This window comes from Shewanella sp. GutCb (assembly GCF_002836135.1).
Lineage (GTDB): Bacteria > Pseudomonadota > Gammaproteobacteria > Enterobacterales > Shewanellaceae > Shewanella.
Genome location: NZ_PJBL01000001.1, coordinates 250172 through 266031 on the forward strand (window position 1 = coordinate 250172; position 15860 = coordinate 266031).

At 43.4% G+C, this 15860-nt stretch carries 12 protein-coding genes; 8 read left to right on the forward strand and 4 right to left on the reverse strand.

Annotated elements, in window-relative coordinates:
• Positions 1–2 precede the first annotated feature (2 nt).
• Together CXF86_RS01120 and CXF86_RS01125 are read right to left on the reverse strand one after the other, a co-directional pair.
• Entirely contained in the window at positions 3–1511 is a 1509-nt protein-coding gene (locus CXF86_RS01120) for a PH domain-containing protein (RefSeq protein ID WP_102038135.1), read from the reverse strand.
• Positions 1501–2280, reverse strand: a complete 780-nt coding sequence (locus CXF86_RS01125; protein ID WP_257985242.1) for a PH domain-containing protein — start codon at positions 2278–2280, stop codon at positions 1501–1503. Before CXF86_RS01125 ends, CXF86_RS01120 begins: the two co-directional genes overlap by 11 nt.
• 162 nt (positions 2281–2442) lie before the next feature.
• Here CXF86_RS01125 and CXF86_RS01130 point away from each other — a divergent pair, with 162 nt between their 5' ends.
• The 4 genes from CXF86_RS01130 to torR all read left to right on the forward strand — a co-directional run bounded on the left by CXF86_RS01130 (position 2443) and on the right by torR (position 5740).
• Positions 2443–2739 (forward strand): winged helix-turn-helix domain-containing protein, encoded by a 297-nt coding sequence (locus tag CXF86_RS01130; protein ID WP_102038136.1) that lies wholly within the window; start codon positions 2443–2445, stop codon positions 2737–2739.
• Between the two features lie 406 nt (positions 2740–3145).
• Complete coding sequence (locus CXF86_RS01135) at positions 3146–3973, forward strand: ion transporter (protein WP_102038137.1); 828 nt, start codon at positions 3146–3148, stop codon at positions 3971–3973.
• Between the two features lie 113 nt (positions 3974–4086).
• The gene (locus tag CXF86_RS01140; RefSeq protein WP_102038201.1) at positions 4087–4824 is read left to right on the forward strand and encodes a TorF family putative porin; all 738 of its coding nucleotides are present in this window, start codon (positions 4087–4089) and stop codon (positions 4822–4824) included.
• Between the two features lie 205 nt (positions 4825–5029).
• Positions 5030–5740, forward strand: coding sequence for a two-component system response regulator TorR (gene torR / locus CXF86_RS01145; RefSeq protein WP_101093059.1), 711 nt, complete (start codon positions 5030–5032; stop codon positions 5738–5740).
• Positions 5741–5795: 55 nt separating this feature from the next.
• On the opposite strand, the gene torT is transcribed toward torR, so the two are convergent.
• Positions 5796–6872 carry a TMAO reductase system periplasmic protein TorT gene (torT, locus tag CXF86_RS01150; RefSeq protein WP_101093057.1) on the reverse strand — a complete coding sequence of 359 codons (1077 nt, stop codon included), beginning with the start codon at positions 6870–6872 and terminating at the stop codon, positions 5796–5798.
• Between the two features lie 234 nt (positions 6873–7106).
• Between torT and torS the strand changes: the two genes are divergently transcribed.
• The 4 genes from torS to norW all read left to right on the forward strand — a co-directional run bounded on the left by torS (position 7107) and on the right by norW (position 14405).
• Positions 7107–10145, forward strand: a complete 3039-nt coding sequence (gene torS, locus CXF86_RS01155) for a TMAO reductase system sensor histidine kinase/response regulator TorS (RefSeq protein ID WP_308303104.1) — start codon at positions 7107–7109, stop codon at positions 10143–10145.
• 572 nt (positions 10146–10717) lie between these two features.
• Entirely contained in the window at positions 10718–10930 is a 213-nt protein-coding gene (locus tag CXF86_RS01160; RefSeq protein ID WP_101093053.1) for a transcription antiterminator/RNA stability regulator CspE, read from the forward strand.
• A 779-nt stretch (positions 10931–11709) separates the two neighbouring features.
• Positions 11710–13221, forward strand: a complete 1512-nt coding sequence (gene norV / locus CXF86_RS01165; protein ID WP_101093051.1) for an anaerobic nitric oxide reductase flavorubredoxin — start codon at positions 11710–11712, stop codon at positions 13219–13221.
• Between the two features lie 23 nt (positions 13222–13244).
• On the forward strand, positions 13245–14405 hold the full coding sequence (norW, locus tag CXF86_RS01170) for an NADH:flavorubredoxin reductase NorW (protein ID WP_102038139.1): 1161 nt from the start codon (positions 13245–13247) through the stop codon (positions 14403–14405).
• A 118-nt stretch (positions 14406–14523) separates the two neighbouring features.
• Here the strand turns inward: norW and CXF86_RS01175 are convergent, their stop codons facing one another.
• Positions 14524–15855, reverse strand: coding sequence for a cytochrome c (locus CXF86_RS01175; protein WP_102038140.1), 1332 nt, complete (start codon positions 15853–15855; stop codon positions 14524–14526).
• Between the last annotated feature and the right edge of the window lie 5 nt (positions 15856–15860).

Sequence of the window (15860 nt, forward strand, 5' to 3'; positions counted from 1 at the left end):
AATTATATCCAGTTGCGGTGATCATTGTGAATAAGCGTAAGAGAGCGCTCGGCGATATGGCGGGCATCTTCTACTGTTATATAGGGTAGCTTAATATTGCCACTGGCCAGCCCAATTTCTAAATTAGCCAGCTGACTACGTTTTTGATTCGGGCTTTGGGTAATGGCGACATGCTGCACTTTGGTTAATGCGATAAGTTGCCAGCTATGGCCCAATAGACCAGAATGGAACCAAAGATTATCACCTTCTATTACATAGCCATATTGGCGATATCTAAGGTAGATCCCTAAGCAAAAAATACTTGCACCGACCCACAATATCTCAGTGAAAATATCCAAACCGTGGAAATAAGTATTGATGGCCGGAACTAATAAAGGCAACCAGCCACGGCGCCAAAACCAACCTAGGTTGATATGTTGATAGCGATGGGGTAACTGGGTTGATGTCGCTTCAATACCTTTAAGCTTGGGGAGTAGCTCAAGAATATTATTGCGATTCATTGATGGCACTAACATATTGTTACTGCCTCGATGCTCAACTTCATGACCTTTTACTTGTTGAAAATACACGGTCCATAATTTAAAAAGTCGACCCACTAGTGGCTGATAAAACTTAACCACCTGAATACGCTTTATAGCCAATGCATCGTTTTGTTTGGCGATGATGCCACCAGTGCGATGTAACGTATTGCCACTGCGGGTTAAGCGATAAGGAGAGTATTTAAGGACTGCGGACGCTATAGAGAGCAATGAAAACAGTAAGTAGAATAGCGTCAACGCAAACATCGCGAATGCCAACTGCAACACCATGCTAACGGCTATATTGGTATCATACCAAGCCCAAAATGATTGCATCGATTGCAGGTTTTCCATCGACTCCCAATCTAGTTGGCCAAAAATAGGCCCAAGAATAACGGCCAACCAAATTGCGTTATTTTGATATAGACCAAATAGCACTAACTCTTTTAGGCTTTTACGAGCAACGATATTGTGTTGATTCTCTGAATCTTCATTGGAGATAGCCTCTGTGTTAGCGGTTTGGCTGTGCTGATCCTGCTCTGCCATTAAGCGCTTTTTTAACGCTAATGCCTCTTTGTAATCGAGTGCTGAAAGCTCAGCTTCATTGCCTTTTGAGCCTGCTGTTTCAACCACAATGCTATAAAGCCCCATTGGGCGAAAATATAATGGCTGCTGTAAGCGCACATTTTGAATTTTATTGAAGGGGATCTCATCGACTTTTTTAAAGATGACACCGTGTTTAATATTGAGCTTATCCTTGTCAATTTTAAATCTAAACTTTAGCCATTGCAGCACACTATAAATAAGAATACTCAAAACACTCAGTACGGCGACCACAATCACCCAGGGGCTACTGAATCCTTGATTCCAACCAGTGTAAACCACAGGGATTAATGCATAGCCACTGCTAAAGACTTGTTTAATAGCAAACAGGGTAAAGCTAATAACAGACCAAGCCGACAGCGATGACCACTGTGAAAACTTATTGGTCATGATGAGCCTCTGCTTGTTTAGCGGTGGCCTCTGGGCTTATAGCATCTGCTGTTACAGCATCAGCCTCAACACTCACATTTTCAACATCAGTCGCTTCAGAACCAGCGGTAATCGTCTCAACGTCAGAGGTCTGAGGATCGGCTAAATGTACCTTCGCCGCTTGAGCAAGTAGGTGTTGGCGCAGATGTTCAGCAGTATGTTGCTCAATACCTGGGAGTTCTATTTCAGCACTGCCACTGCCAGCACTAAAGCACTTTAAGGTGAACAGGTTAAAGTGTCTCTCTAGTGGGCCTTGAGAAAGGCTGACGTGTTGCAGCCGAGAGTAGGGTAAGGACGTACGTTGTTGCCACCACAAACCTTGCTCCATAATAAACTCATGCTCACAAACCGCGTAGCTAAGCTTTTTTGCTTGTAAATACCTCAGGTAGGTAATACTGCTAAGTAACAGTAATAGCGTGGTTAACACCACAACAGCCATTACGACACTCAATGCAGCAGGTAAAATAATGCCTATGGTTGCACCACTAAAGATAATTACCGCGACAAATAAGGACTCATAAAGCACTTGTGTATAGTGACGCTTATCAATGGGCTGCAGTGGGATTTGGTCGAACCCTTGCCACTGTGCTTGGCTGACAGTGTTATGCTGCTGGTAATCTGAGTGCTGTTGATTCAAAGCGCTCATTTGTTGGTTTTGGAGATCAGCTGTTGCAGTATCAGCTTTAGCTGCTGAAGATGTTGTATCAGTAGCCAAGTGTGAATTTTCCATTTCATTACTCATTATATGACGTATGTAAGACGCAGTTCCTCAATCGACTATATCAGTATGCGGTGATAAATCACCAGCCTGAGACATATTTGGCTACATTTTGTTTTAGAGATCAAAGGCCATATAATACAAATTAATTACCTTACTGCTTGAGCGATATACATGAACACTGAAAAAGTGGCGTCAAAACAGCAAATAGCCTTTTATCGAAAGCTCTACATCGCTTATCAGATTGAGCATGAGCAGCACAATTTACTGTCGCTGCATAAGCTGACAAGTATGCCCCGCAGAACCCTGCAAGATGCCATCGCGGCTTTTACCGATCTGGGTATCGAGTGTGAATTTGTACAAGATGGTGAGCGTAATAACGCTGGCTACTACCGAATTAATGACTGGGGGCCGATCAACCCAGTTTGGGTTGGCGAACACTTGGCGTTAATTGAAGCCGAACTGGGGTAACTTTACTTCAAAATTATGCTGGCGACAGTGCTCAACACTGAGTGGCTTGGTTAAGCCTCACAAAAGGTACAATTCAGTGATTAATGGTTGATTAATCGCTGAATTGTACCTTTTTTGCTTTCTATCTGGTTCGGAGAGCGTTTATCGGAAGTCCCTTAAGCAAGCATTCAATATTTCACCACTGCAGTGGCACACAACATTTTACGGTTAACACTTCAACTCTGTACTAACCGCGGTAACCAATACGTGGTAATTAACGTTTGCCAGCGCACAGCTAGTGCAAAATTAACTGCGATTAATTAAGGTCAAATTAACTGTTACTGATTAAACTTCGCGATCCTTGTGCATTAAGGGATAATCAGCTTCTTTTACACATCTATTTTCGTTCTACTTGAGGGAACTGTAAGTGCTCGCCAATGTCTCCGTTTTACAATCAAAGTTAAAATTAATTGATAACAGCAAAGCGTTTCAGGGCTTTGTTATTTTCGTCATCTTAGTGTCAGCATTGTCGATTGGCGCGCACACATATCACCTGCCAAATTGGATGGAGAAGGGATTACTGCTGCTAGATATAGGCATCACGGTGTTCTTTGCGATTGAAATTGTCATCCGTTTTCTCGCCAGTGATGGCCCGAAACGTTTTTTCAGTAGCGGCTGGAACATCTTCGATACCATTATTGTTATAGGTAGTTTAATTCCGGCTGGTGGTTCGGCCATCTTGCTAGCAAGACTACTGCGTATTTTCAGAGTATTACGCTTAGTGTCGATGATCCCAGAGCTTAGAATGCTGGTGAATGCATTGTTTAAAGCTATACCGAGAATGGGTTACATCGCACTCTTGATGTTCGTGATTTTTTATATCTACGGCGCTATCGGTAGCATGTTGTTTGCGGATATCAACGACTTCTTATGGGGCGATGTGTCAGTGGCGATGTTAACCCTGTTTAGGGTATCGACTTTTGAGTCTTGGACGTCGGTGATGTACGAAACCATGGCGGTCTACCCACTGAGTTGGATCTATTATTTAAGCTTTATCTTTCTGACTGCATTTGTTTTTTTGAATATGATGGTGGGCGCGGTGCTGGATGTGATGACGCAAGAAACCGCAGCCATGCGCGCTGAAGAAGAAGCAGAGTTAAGCGATGATGAAAAGCCTGCTAGTGTTGCGGACGTCGCTGAGCTTAAAGTACAAATCGAAGAGCTGAAATGCTTACTATTGCAGAGGGCGGGCTAACTTCGCCGTTCATATTTTTTCATATAGTTAATTTTTTGGTTAACAACTACTGCCAAAGTTATTAATAACTTGGGAGTAACCTTTGTCTCAAATAACATAACGAGATGATGAATATGAAAACTGCACACGCTTTAATGTTTGTAAGCTTAGCGGCTACGACCATGGGAACTGCATTTGCTGCTGACAATAATGACCTGTTTGGTGGCCAGCTCAGTGGTAACGTTAAGTTTGCCTCTGATTATGTTTTCCGCGGTGAGTCTGAAACGATGGATGGCGATGTTCCCGTAGTGCAAGGCACGTTAGGTTGGGGCAATGATGAGGGTTGGTATACCGGTGTTTTTGCATCAAACGTCAAGTTTGCCGATCCTAACCTAGAGATTGTCACTGCGCCTTACATCGGTAAAGCTGGTGGCTTCGGTGATAGCGGTTTTACTTACGACGTGATGGTGTTTTCATATCTTTATCCCGGTGCATCATATTCTAACTACACCGAATTATGGATTAAAGTCGGTAAGCAATTTGGTCAAGCGAATGTCACGCTAGAAGTGACTCCCACTCTTGATGATTGGTTTGGTGTTGATGGTTGGCAAGGGGTTAACTACGCCGTGCATCCAAGTTATGACTTTAATAACGGCATTAAAGTATCTGGATCAATGGGCTACCAAGACCTAGACGGTGAAGGTGCTGAAGGTTGGACACACTGGAACTTGGGTGTCGAAGCGAGCTATGTCGGTTTAGTCTTTGATCTTCGTTACCACGGAAGTTCAGTTGATAAGTCACACTTAGTCTATGGCACACAAACTGAGATCTTTGATGATCGCGTTGTCTTTGGCTTAAGTAAGAGTTTCTAAGCCTACCGAACCTATATTGAAAAGCCGATTCTACAGAATCGGCTTTTTTGTTATTGAAGCTGAAACCAAGACCTCTTGCGGCAGATTGAGATCGCTGTAAGTGTATTAGCGGCTAATTATGTATATGATGTGGCGTTAAGAGCGATAAAGCGGTTATTCGCATGCCGCTGTTAGATAAATAAATGCGTGTTGGTTGAGGTGATGTATGGGCTACAGAGTGCTAGTTGTCGATGACGAAGCGGTCATTCGGGCTAGATTAAAAGGCTATTTTGAGAAAGAGGGCTATCAAGTCCTTGAAGCTCAAGATGGTGAGCAGATGTGGTATGAATTTAATCGCCAGCATATTGATTTAGTGATGCTCGACATTAACTTGCCCGGAACCGATGGCCTAAGCTTGGCGCGTGAACTACGCAGTCGCGGCGATGTAGGGATCATACTGGTGACTGGCCGTGATGAGACCATCGATAAAATTGTTGGTTTAGAGATGGGCGCCGATGACTACGTGACCAAACCCTTTGAGTTAAGGGAGTTGCTGGTGCGGGTTAAAAACTTATTGTGGCGTATCTCTTTGGTTCAAAAAGCGATTACTGAGAGTAGCGCACAAGCTGATCCCAATGACAATATTATTGCCTTTAATGACTATGTATTAGAGCTCAATAGCCGAAAACTGATTTGCAGTGGTGAGATTATTAAACTCACTAAAGCAGAGTTTGAACTATTGACTGCTTTTGCTCTTCACCCACAGCAAGTGTTGTCGCGCGACCGATTAATGCAGCAAACCAGTCACCGTAATCAGGACGTTAATGATCGCACTATCGATGTGATTATCAGACGCCTGCGCAACAAGTTATCTCCAGAGTTATTTGTCACCGTACATGGCGAAGGTTATCTGTTTGCCGCGAAGGTGAAAGACTAGGGGCTGTTAATATTTCACGGTTTTACTTGCCGCAGTTTATAGGCTCCGTTAGGTATTAATTTTCTGGGTTTACTCGATAGATAGGGTAATAGTCGGCCGGAGCTAAGCTGGTTTTTAACACCTGTGGATGAATATTTCCAATGACTTGGCTTTGTATTTTGGGACCAATATCGCCAAAGGGTTTAGCACCTTGCAGTTCCCTCACTACAACGTCAATGGCAAGCATGCCTTGCACGACGACCAAATCATCGTTACTGAACTCAACCCGCTCCCGATAGATCCCTCTGAGTATTGCGGGGGACAGATAGCTGCTGACTAATTTGACCTTATGTTCAAGCTGGTACTGCTTTAAAATTGAAACGCCCGCCTCGATAGCGACTGCGCTACCCAGAATATACTGCGGCGTTTGTGTCTTTAATAACGCCTCCATTTCATCGCGATATAAGTTGCGATTGTTATCAGCGTGACGCACTGCTGATATACTGACTTTACTGCCGATTAGAGCCGCTGTTAACCCTTGCTCAACCAAACCACTGCCACCTTGTTTATCGGGGCCGGCAAGTAGCGCGACTTGGGAACTGACTTGGGTGGTTTTATCTGTTTGCTGGCGAATAAATTGCCCTGCTTGAAAGCCCATTTGATACCAGTTAACGCCTACCCGTGTGGTGACCTGTTTATGGTCAAGGCGATTGACCAGCGCAATAATAGGTTTGTTAATGGGTGGCTTGTAAAATTCAAGTAGATCAGGGCGAACTCCCCCGAGTAATATGGCATCAAAATTGTGCTTCATGCAGTTATCGAGTTGGCTTAATTGTTTATCTAAGCCGTAATAGCTACCTGCTTCAAATAGTTCTACATGCAGTTTTAACTTCTTTGCTTGTTGTACCAGGCCATAGTTAATACCGGTCCAATAACTGTCTTTTAGATGAGGCATTAACACACAAATACGCCAGTCTTTTTTAGCGTTAGTCAGCGGCGTATATTGCACCTCTGTGCTGTGTTGGATTTTGTTATCGAAAGGCAATCTTTGTTCAAGTGACCAAGAGGGCACCGATATGGCCGCTTCCGCAAATGGACTGGCAAGCAATAGTGCGAGTAATACTTTTACCCACAATTGGAATGGTTTTGCCATAATTAACATACCCTTGATTCATGTTATATCAATTGCATTAAGTCAGCGTTGAAATCCAGCCTATGGGGAGCGTTCAGACATTGCACTTCTGCTTTCGTCGGCTCACAAAGGATTAACCATTATCTGGTCAAGGCGTCTTGAATTGAAAAGCTTGAGTGTTTCTGAATTGACTACCTATTTAATGCAATTGGTATTAATGTGTGAGTCAATATTGTAACAGCATAACGTAAAAGAGTGAGTGCTTTGTATTTGACTCCATCATCGCGACCCAGACTATCTTTATCAAGGAAGAGCCTTATAGGTCGCCTAATGCTGGCCTTTAGTTTATTGGCACTGCTGTTATTGCTGCTGGTGACGTTAGGCAGCTTAAGTTTGCACTGGGTACAGCAAGCCGATAAATACCTTTACGATAAAGCACTACCAGCATCAGAGGCGGCGCGTCAGTTGGTATTATCAAGTAATGCATTGGCCGAAAATGCCAAATTACTTGGACAATCTGAGTTTGAGTCTCAGCGGCAGTTGGTCGGTCGTAAACTGTCGATTAATAGCGCCGCAATGCTTAACGCGATTGGTGCGTTAAAAGCCTTGAATGTAAATTTTGACTTAAGCCTTGAACAGAGTGCATCGGATATCATTCTCGATTTGTCGCGTCTTGGAGAGCAAGTGGGACAGCGGATTTTGGCGGCTTATCAATTACAGCTCCAAGGTAAAGCGCTGGTGGACGCGTCAAACGAAAGCACTGACTTGTTATTGGCAGAGTTAGCCATCGTTGACTCGGGTATCTTATCCAAAATCAGTTTGGCATATCCGCAAGTCGTGGGAGTAGAGCAAACCTCAAAGTTGCTCGATACCTTGATTGAACAAGATCTCGATATTCAAGAGCGCCTGAATCGTGCCCTTAAAATTGTGCATAATATTGCTTTGATGGGGCAAGTGTTTCAATCTCCAGAGTTAGATAGTGGCATTTTTAATTCGTTAGCTAAAAACGATAGTCAGCTGAGAGAACTCGGGGTGTCCATTTCAGGTTTGAATGATCCTGCATCAGATGCTGGATTACGCTACTTTGCATCCTTGACCAGCTTATCTAATATTATTCGTGACCCTGTAAGATCGAAAGCTTTTGCAAGACAAGTCCGTATTTTACAGACGTTGCCCCAGAGTATATTGCTGCAAAAACAACACACTCAACTAAATCAAGCGCAAGAGTTAAAACTACAAGCCCTTACCGATAAATTAGATGCGCTAAATGGTGCCGTTGATACGGCGATGAACATTCAACGTGTGGAAGCTGATAAGGCCAGAGTCGATTATCTTAATCAGCTGAGTTGGTCTAAGGTGAGCTTGTTGCTGACAGGCTTGTTGATGCTGCTGGTTATCGCCTTTGTTGTCTACAAAGTGATCTATCAAGGCATAGCACTCAAACTCAATGCGGCCACAACCGCATTGGCGCAGTTGAGTCTTGGCAATACTGCTGTGACCATCGATACTGAAGGTGATGATGAATTAGCGGCAATGGCCAGCGCGATTAAAGCCTTTAAGCAGAAGACCGAACATAACCTTAAACTACAAGCCGAACTACGTGATACTGCTACAGAGCTGTTTGAACATAAACAAGCATTGGAAGCCACCGTTGAGGCGCGTACATTAGAGCTGGCTGAGGCCAATGTTCAGCTAGATAAAGAAGCCAAAGGGCATGTATTAGCCCGTGATATGGCAGAGCAGGCTAACCAAGCAAAGTCATTATTTTTGGCCACTATGAGCCATGAAATTAGAACACCGTTAAATGGTCTGCTTGGCACGTTAACTTTGCTTGGTCACTCAAAACTACCGCCATCACAACGGCAGATGTTGGCATTATCACAATACAGTGGAACGCTGTTGCAAACCTTGTTAAACGACATATTGGATTTCTCCCGCCTTGAGCAAAGTAAGCTGGCTAATGAGCCTCGAGCTGTGGATCTTGCTGAGTTACTCGATGAAGTTACGGCCATTATGCTTGCTGGCGCAGGTTTGGCAGGCCTGACATTAGTGGCAAACTATAAAAACCTGCCAAAGTGGGTCTATATAGACGGTCCAAAATTACGTCAAGTACTGTTTAATTTGTTGGGTAATTCCATTAAATTCACTCCGCAAGGCACTGTTGAATTGAGCGTGATGGTTGAACAAGGTGCACTGGCCTTTAAAGTACAAGACAGCGGTGTAGGCATTGATTGCAGTGCCATGACAAAACTCTTTAAAGCCTACAGTAACGAGCCCAGTAAAGGCCGCGATCGTGGTACAGGACTCGGGCTTGCTATCAGTAAACAGCTGGTCGAACTTATGAGTGCGGGTGCTGAAGCCTCAAAGGCTTTATGGGTAACAAGCCAAGTTACTCAAGGCAGTAGCTTTGGTTTTTCATTACCGCTTACAGAGTGCGTGGAACCTGATATGGCCCAGCAGCTACAAGCCGTACTTGTTAGCTCTAAACGGGTGTTGGTGGTGGAAGATAACAAGATTAATGCGATGGTTGCGCAAGGGTTTTTAGCACATCTTGGCCATGATTCCGTGTTAGCGACTAGTTGTGAGGCTGCAAGGCAGGCCTACACAACTATAAGTGCCAGTGATTACGATGCGGTGATGCTTGATATTCAACTCGGCGATGGCTCGGGGATGACTCTGCTTGAAGAGTTACAGCAGATAAATGCACAGATAGGCCATTCTCTGCCGATCGCGGCCTTTACCGCTCAACTGCAAGTAGAAGATATGGAAAATTATCAACAGCAAGGCTTTGATTTGGTGTTAATGAAGCCGCTTGATATGAAGGCGTTAACGGCTTGGCTTGGACGAGCAAAAGAGATTGATGAATTGAATGCTACGCCCGAGGCGGCATCGCAAACGACAGCTATTGCACCACTGCTCGAAACTGCGCCCGGATCTAAGGCTATGCCAAATGTGAACTTAGCACTATTAGATGGCACGCTGCTAACGCAAGATATGAGTTACTTAGGTAAAGAGGCTGTGGTTGAGCTATTTGAGCTTTACCGTGGTTCTAGCCAAGCACATATGGCAACTTTAGCGGCAGCGCCTAAGGATTTCGAGCGAATATTACATGCACTAAAAGGCAGCAGCGCCAGCATGGGGTTAACGCAACTGGCAACGACATGTGGTGATATCGAACAATTAAAAGTAACGGCTGAAGAGTACCTGCAGCAACATCAACAGTTGTTAGCGTTATGGCAGCGCTCGATGGAGGCATTATCATTGTGGCTAGACGAGCAGGAAGAAGCGCAGTAGAACTGTTAGTTAAAGGCGCAGACATAGAAGATATTTGTTATCAAAGCATTCAGGGTTCCTCATCTCAGCAGATTAAGATGTTTACCCTTACCAAGGCTAAGCGAAGCTGACAGCGGTACACTCATACTATATTCACGAACACGACTATCCCCGTTCTACCTGAATCCTGCATCTTCAAGTAGAATGGTATATAAAGTGAGTGCAGCTAAATAGAGCGGGTACTATTGCTACGAGGATGACTTTAGAGCATCAAGCATCTGAACTGAGTTTAGTCGTGCGGCTAAACTGAAAGCTATGCGACATTGGTAATGATTTTCAATTTTTATAGTATCTCTTCATCTTTTATGAATAAAAGCTTTACAATATCTCAAAGTGCTGTAAAGTACGCCTTGCTCTGGCATACAGAGTTATTAATGAAACATCAAGTAAAAGTAAAGCTTCAGATTCTGCGTTATCGTTGTATCATCTGTGTTTCCCTTAGCTTCATCGTAACATTTAATAATTCAAGCTCTCAGCACATCGCACTTTCGCGATAGATTTATTAATTCTCCACTAAATATAAGGGACATAAAATGTCTAACTCAACTACTGGCATCGTAAAATGGTTTAACGAAGACAAAGGTTTTGGCTTCATTACTCAAGACAATGGCGGCGCTGACGTATTCGTACATTTCCGCGCTATCACTTCAGAGGGTTTCAAGACTCTTGCTGAAGGCCAAAAAGTTTCTTTCGACCTAGAGCAAGGCCAAAAAGGCCCACAAGCAGCTAACGTAGTTGCTATCTAGTCGAAAGTCGACACAAAGAGTTTAATTACTGTTTGAGTCAACTTTAAATAATTGAAGAAAAGTTAAATTTTCTTTAGTTATTAAAAAAAGCGAACCTTTAGGTTCGCTTTTTTGCGTTTAAAAGAAAATAATTCTGTTCTAATCCCCATTAGATTAAATAGGTCGTCAACTCAGCCACATTCACCCATTTTCAAATCAAAGCGCATCGATGAGACTGCAGTGGTTCAATGAAAAGCAGAAGTGAAAACCATGAGCTATTGCTACTGAATACACAGATGCTTAATGCAATTGGTATAATACGTATAAAAAAGCAAATGAGTCAGAATAAAAAGAGGGTTGTGAGCTAGCTTGAAGCTAGTATCGGCTTGGCGGTATGTGTTTAGTCATATGTGTTGATAAACTTTGCTGTAGACGGCAGCCAAAATCTACTCTTGCCTATATTCCACGTTGTCATATAGTCGTCCCAGAATTGACCCTCGAATATTATCCTTACTCTCGGCACCTATTTCTCGTCCTCAAATTACTTGATTTTACTCTGTCTAAATGGACATTATCTGCGATATTTCCTTCTTTATTAGCCTGTCATTGCGACTATTATCGGATTGTCTTTTTGACATTGATAGTGTTTATTTGACACTTTTTTGCATTGTCATATTTACACTCCCATTAGATTTGATTTTGTCATTATCTAATTATTTCAATGAATTAACTTTTTGGCATGGTTAGTGCAATTACTCAAGTAGAAGATTTAATTTATTTAATATTTTAGGGTGTAACTAATGACAATTCATGTGAAAAACAACATTCATTGGGTCGGTCAACGCGATTGGGAAGTGCAAGACTTCCATGGTACTGAATATAAGATGACCAGAGGCACTAGCTATAACAGTTACCTCATCCGTGAAGAGAAGACAGTATTAATCGATACTGTTGATCATCGTTTTAGTCATCAGTTTGTGCAAAATTTAGAGATGGAAATTGATCTTAATACTATCGATTTTATCGTGATGAACCATGCGGAAGAAGATCACTCCGGCGCATTAACCGCATTACTGGAAAAAATCCCCGGCACGCCCATTTATTGCACCGAAGCGGCTGTTGATTCGATTGTAGGTCACTACCACCATCCAGAGTGGAACTTTAAAATTGTTAAAACGGGTGATAGCGTAGATATCGGCAATGGTAAGAAACTCATCTTCATTGAAGCACCTATGCTGCATTGGCCTGACAGTATGATGACTTACATGACCGAGGACGCGGTGTTATTTAGTAACGATGCCTTTGGCCAGCATTACTGCGACGAGCATCTATTTAACGATGAAGTGGACCAGAATGAGCTTAAGGAGCAGTGTCTTCGCTATTACGCAAATATCTTAACTCCATTTAGCAGCCTGGTGACCGCTAAGATCCACGAAGTATTAAGCTTTAATGTACCTGTGGACATGATTGCTACTTCTCACGGTATCGTTTGGCGTGACAACCCTACGCAGATCATTCATCAATACCTTGAGTGGGCTGACAGTTATCAAGAAGATAAGATCACCATCTTTTACGATTCAATGTCGAACAACACACGCATGATGGCTGATGCTATTGCTCAAGGTATCCATGATGTGGACCCTGGCGTGGCGGTAAAAGTCTTTAATGTCTCAAAGCATGATAAGAACGAAATTTTATCGCATACCTTCCGATCAAAGGGTTTATTGGTAGGTTCATCGACAATGAACAATGTGATGATGCCAAAAATTGCAGGCATGCTTGAAGAGATCACCGGCTTAAGATTTAAAGGTAAAAAAGCCGCTGCGTTCGGCAGTTATGGTTGGAGCGGCGGTGCGGTCGATCGTATTCAAACTCGCTTAATGGACGCGGGTTTCGAAACGGCCCTTAGCTTGAAAACTAAGTGGCGTCCAGATGGGAATGCGATGCGAGAATGCCGTGAACATGGCCGTCAAATTGCTAAGCAGTGGGCGTTACATCCATTGGTCGATGCGCCTGCTATAAATCAATTTGCTAAGGCTGTAGCTGTGGATGAGAAAGCTGAAGCTAATAAGCCTGTAGCCAGCTTGTCTGAGCAACCACAGCAAGCAGCGGTTGCCAATAACAAAGATGCTGAGCATGATTCTGATTGCCAATGCATGATTTGTACCGTGTGTAATTGGGTTTACGATCCGGCTATTGGTGAGCCAAACCAAGAAATTGAACCCGGTACTCCTTGGTCTGATGTTCCTGAGTACTTCCTCTGTCCTGAGTGTAACTTGGGAAAAGACGTGTTTATTGCACACAAGGTTTAGTCGACGTATTTGAGGAAGTAGTAATGACAGCACCGATTGTAATCATTGGCAGTGGTTTCGCCGCCTATCAGTTAATAAAGAACATACGCAGGCAAGATGTTAGTTTGCCTATTCAGGTTTTTACCGCTGATGAAGGTGATGAATACAACAAGCCAGATTTAAGCCATGTATTTTCCAAGCAGCAGGATGCAAATGCATTAATCACCTTGTCTGCAGCTGACTTTGCTGCGCAGTATCAGGTTGAATTATTTGCCAACACACGGGTGGAACAAGTTGATACCAAAACGCAATCTCTGTTAGCTAATGGGCAGAGTTATCAATATTCTAAACTAGTCTTTGCAACAGGCGCAACCGCGTTTGTACCGCCAATAAAAGGCGATGCTGCAGTGGATATTGTCACTTTAAACAGTTTATCTGAGTACCGAGCTTCACAGAAAAAGCTAACCACGGCTAATCGCATATTGATAATGGGCGGCGGCTTAATTGGTGCTGAGCTGGCTATGGATCTACAAACGAGCGGCAAAAAGGTGATTGTTGTTGAACCTAATAGTCGATTACTCGCAAATGTAGCACCAGATTTTGTCGCATTGAAGCTTGAACAGCCTTTGCGTGATGGTGGAATGACACTCGAGCTTAACGACTACGTGACGACAATAGAGCAAATTAACGCAAAAGCTGAAGAGGGCAAGCAAGCTATGCTGGTTACCACTAAAGCGGGTAAAGTATTTACTGTCGATTGCGTTATCTCTGCAGCGGGTTTACGACCGAATACCGACTTAGCGCAGCAGGCGGATATTAAGGTTAATCGCGGTATTGTAGTGGATGAAAAGCTACAATCATCTGCCAACAATGTTTACGCCCTTGGTGATTGCGCCGAGATTAACGGCAAGGTCATGGCTTATTTACAACCTATTATTTTGAGTGCCAATGCGCTTGCTAAGCAGTTACTTGGTCAAGTATCACAACTGACATTCCCAGCGATGATGGTGAAAGTGAAAACACCGTCATATCCGATCCAAGTCGGCGGCAGGTTTAATACTGATTCATCATGGAAAGTGGGCTTTGATAAACAAGGCGTGACGGCAGAAGCATATGATGATCAAAATAATATGACAGGGTTTGTGGTGACCAATGAAAATGCCAAACAGGCTTTTTCACTGCTAAGAAAAGTATCGGCTACTTAATCAAATAGGATAGATATTTATCATACGCAAGCTCAAGTGTGTCTATTTGGATTTGGCTAGCGAGATCAAAAAAAACGAACCGTTAGGTTCGTTTTTTTTGGGAATAACGTTAAAGCTTCTAATCCGATTTTTTCATCTGTAGATGATTCAAATAACCCTCTTTATCCAATTTTTCTCTAATCTCTTTGACCATATCATTATCAACTTTTGCATCCTTTTGTGCTCCCCAAACTTGTCTTGCAAAGTTAACGAGCTCAGCCACTTGCTGATCTGATACTTGTGCATTGAAAGATGACATCGACACCACGCCTCTGGTTTGGCTTTGACGTTTACTGGGCAAGCCTCGCAGAATAACGGCGATAGAGTTGTACGGCGATTGGGCGGTAAAGGCGCTATTTTGATTTAAGGCCACCACGGCTTCGGGTTTTCCTAAGCCATCTAAACCATGACAACCTGCGCAATAATCAACATAGGTTTGATAGCCTGAAAGTGTTTTATCTTCTTGGCTTAAATACACTCGCTTAGCCATTTTAAGATCACTAGAGCCATCAACTTCTGCAATCGAGACCTGATCTTTATCCAGTAAATAGCCGGATATAGCAGCTAAGTCTTCATTAGGCATGTGACTCAAACTATGGTTAACGACCAAATACATATTCTCGTAGGTTGAGCCCATTCGAGACTCACCCATTTTTAGCAGATCAACCAGATCTTTAGCGTTCCAGCCCTGTGAATTTAGCTCTTTAGCGGTGATATCACCCGCCTGCCAACCTTCCAAAAATTCACCTTGTAGCGCTTTACTGGGTTGCATCGCAAACAATAGGTTTCTCGGCGTGTGGCACTCACCGCAGTGTCCTGCAGCCTCGACAAAATACTTACCCTTGTTCCATTGTTTGCTGCGGTTGCTGTCGGGGCTAAAGTCGGAGTCTTCAAAAAAGAGTTGGTTCCAGCCTCCTAAGAAAAAGCGAATGTTGGCTGGGAAGATAAGATCATTAGCACTGTTAGGCTCTGCAATCGGCTTAATGGACTGGAAATAAGCCCACAGTGCATCAAGATCTTCATCATTTAATTTCCGGTACGAAGTGAATGGCATAGCAGGGTACAAGTTGCCGACCTTACTTGAGTAACCCCATTTTACAGCCCGATAAAAATCTTCACGTTGGTAAAGCCCAATGCCGTATTGTTTATCAGGGGTAATATTGGTTGAATAGATCATTCCGAATGGTGAATCAAACGCCACGCCTCCGGCAAATGGCGCGCCACTGGGGCCTGTATGGCAAGCAACACAATCACTTTCAATGGCGACTTGTCGGCCACGCTCAACGATTAAGTCTACGGCCTCACTTTGATGAGCTGCACTTGCGACATTGGCTAATTTACCGCTACCAAGATAGATAAAAATGATCGCGGCTAGACCCAAAGCCAAACCGATAATAATGAGCTTTTTCATAACAT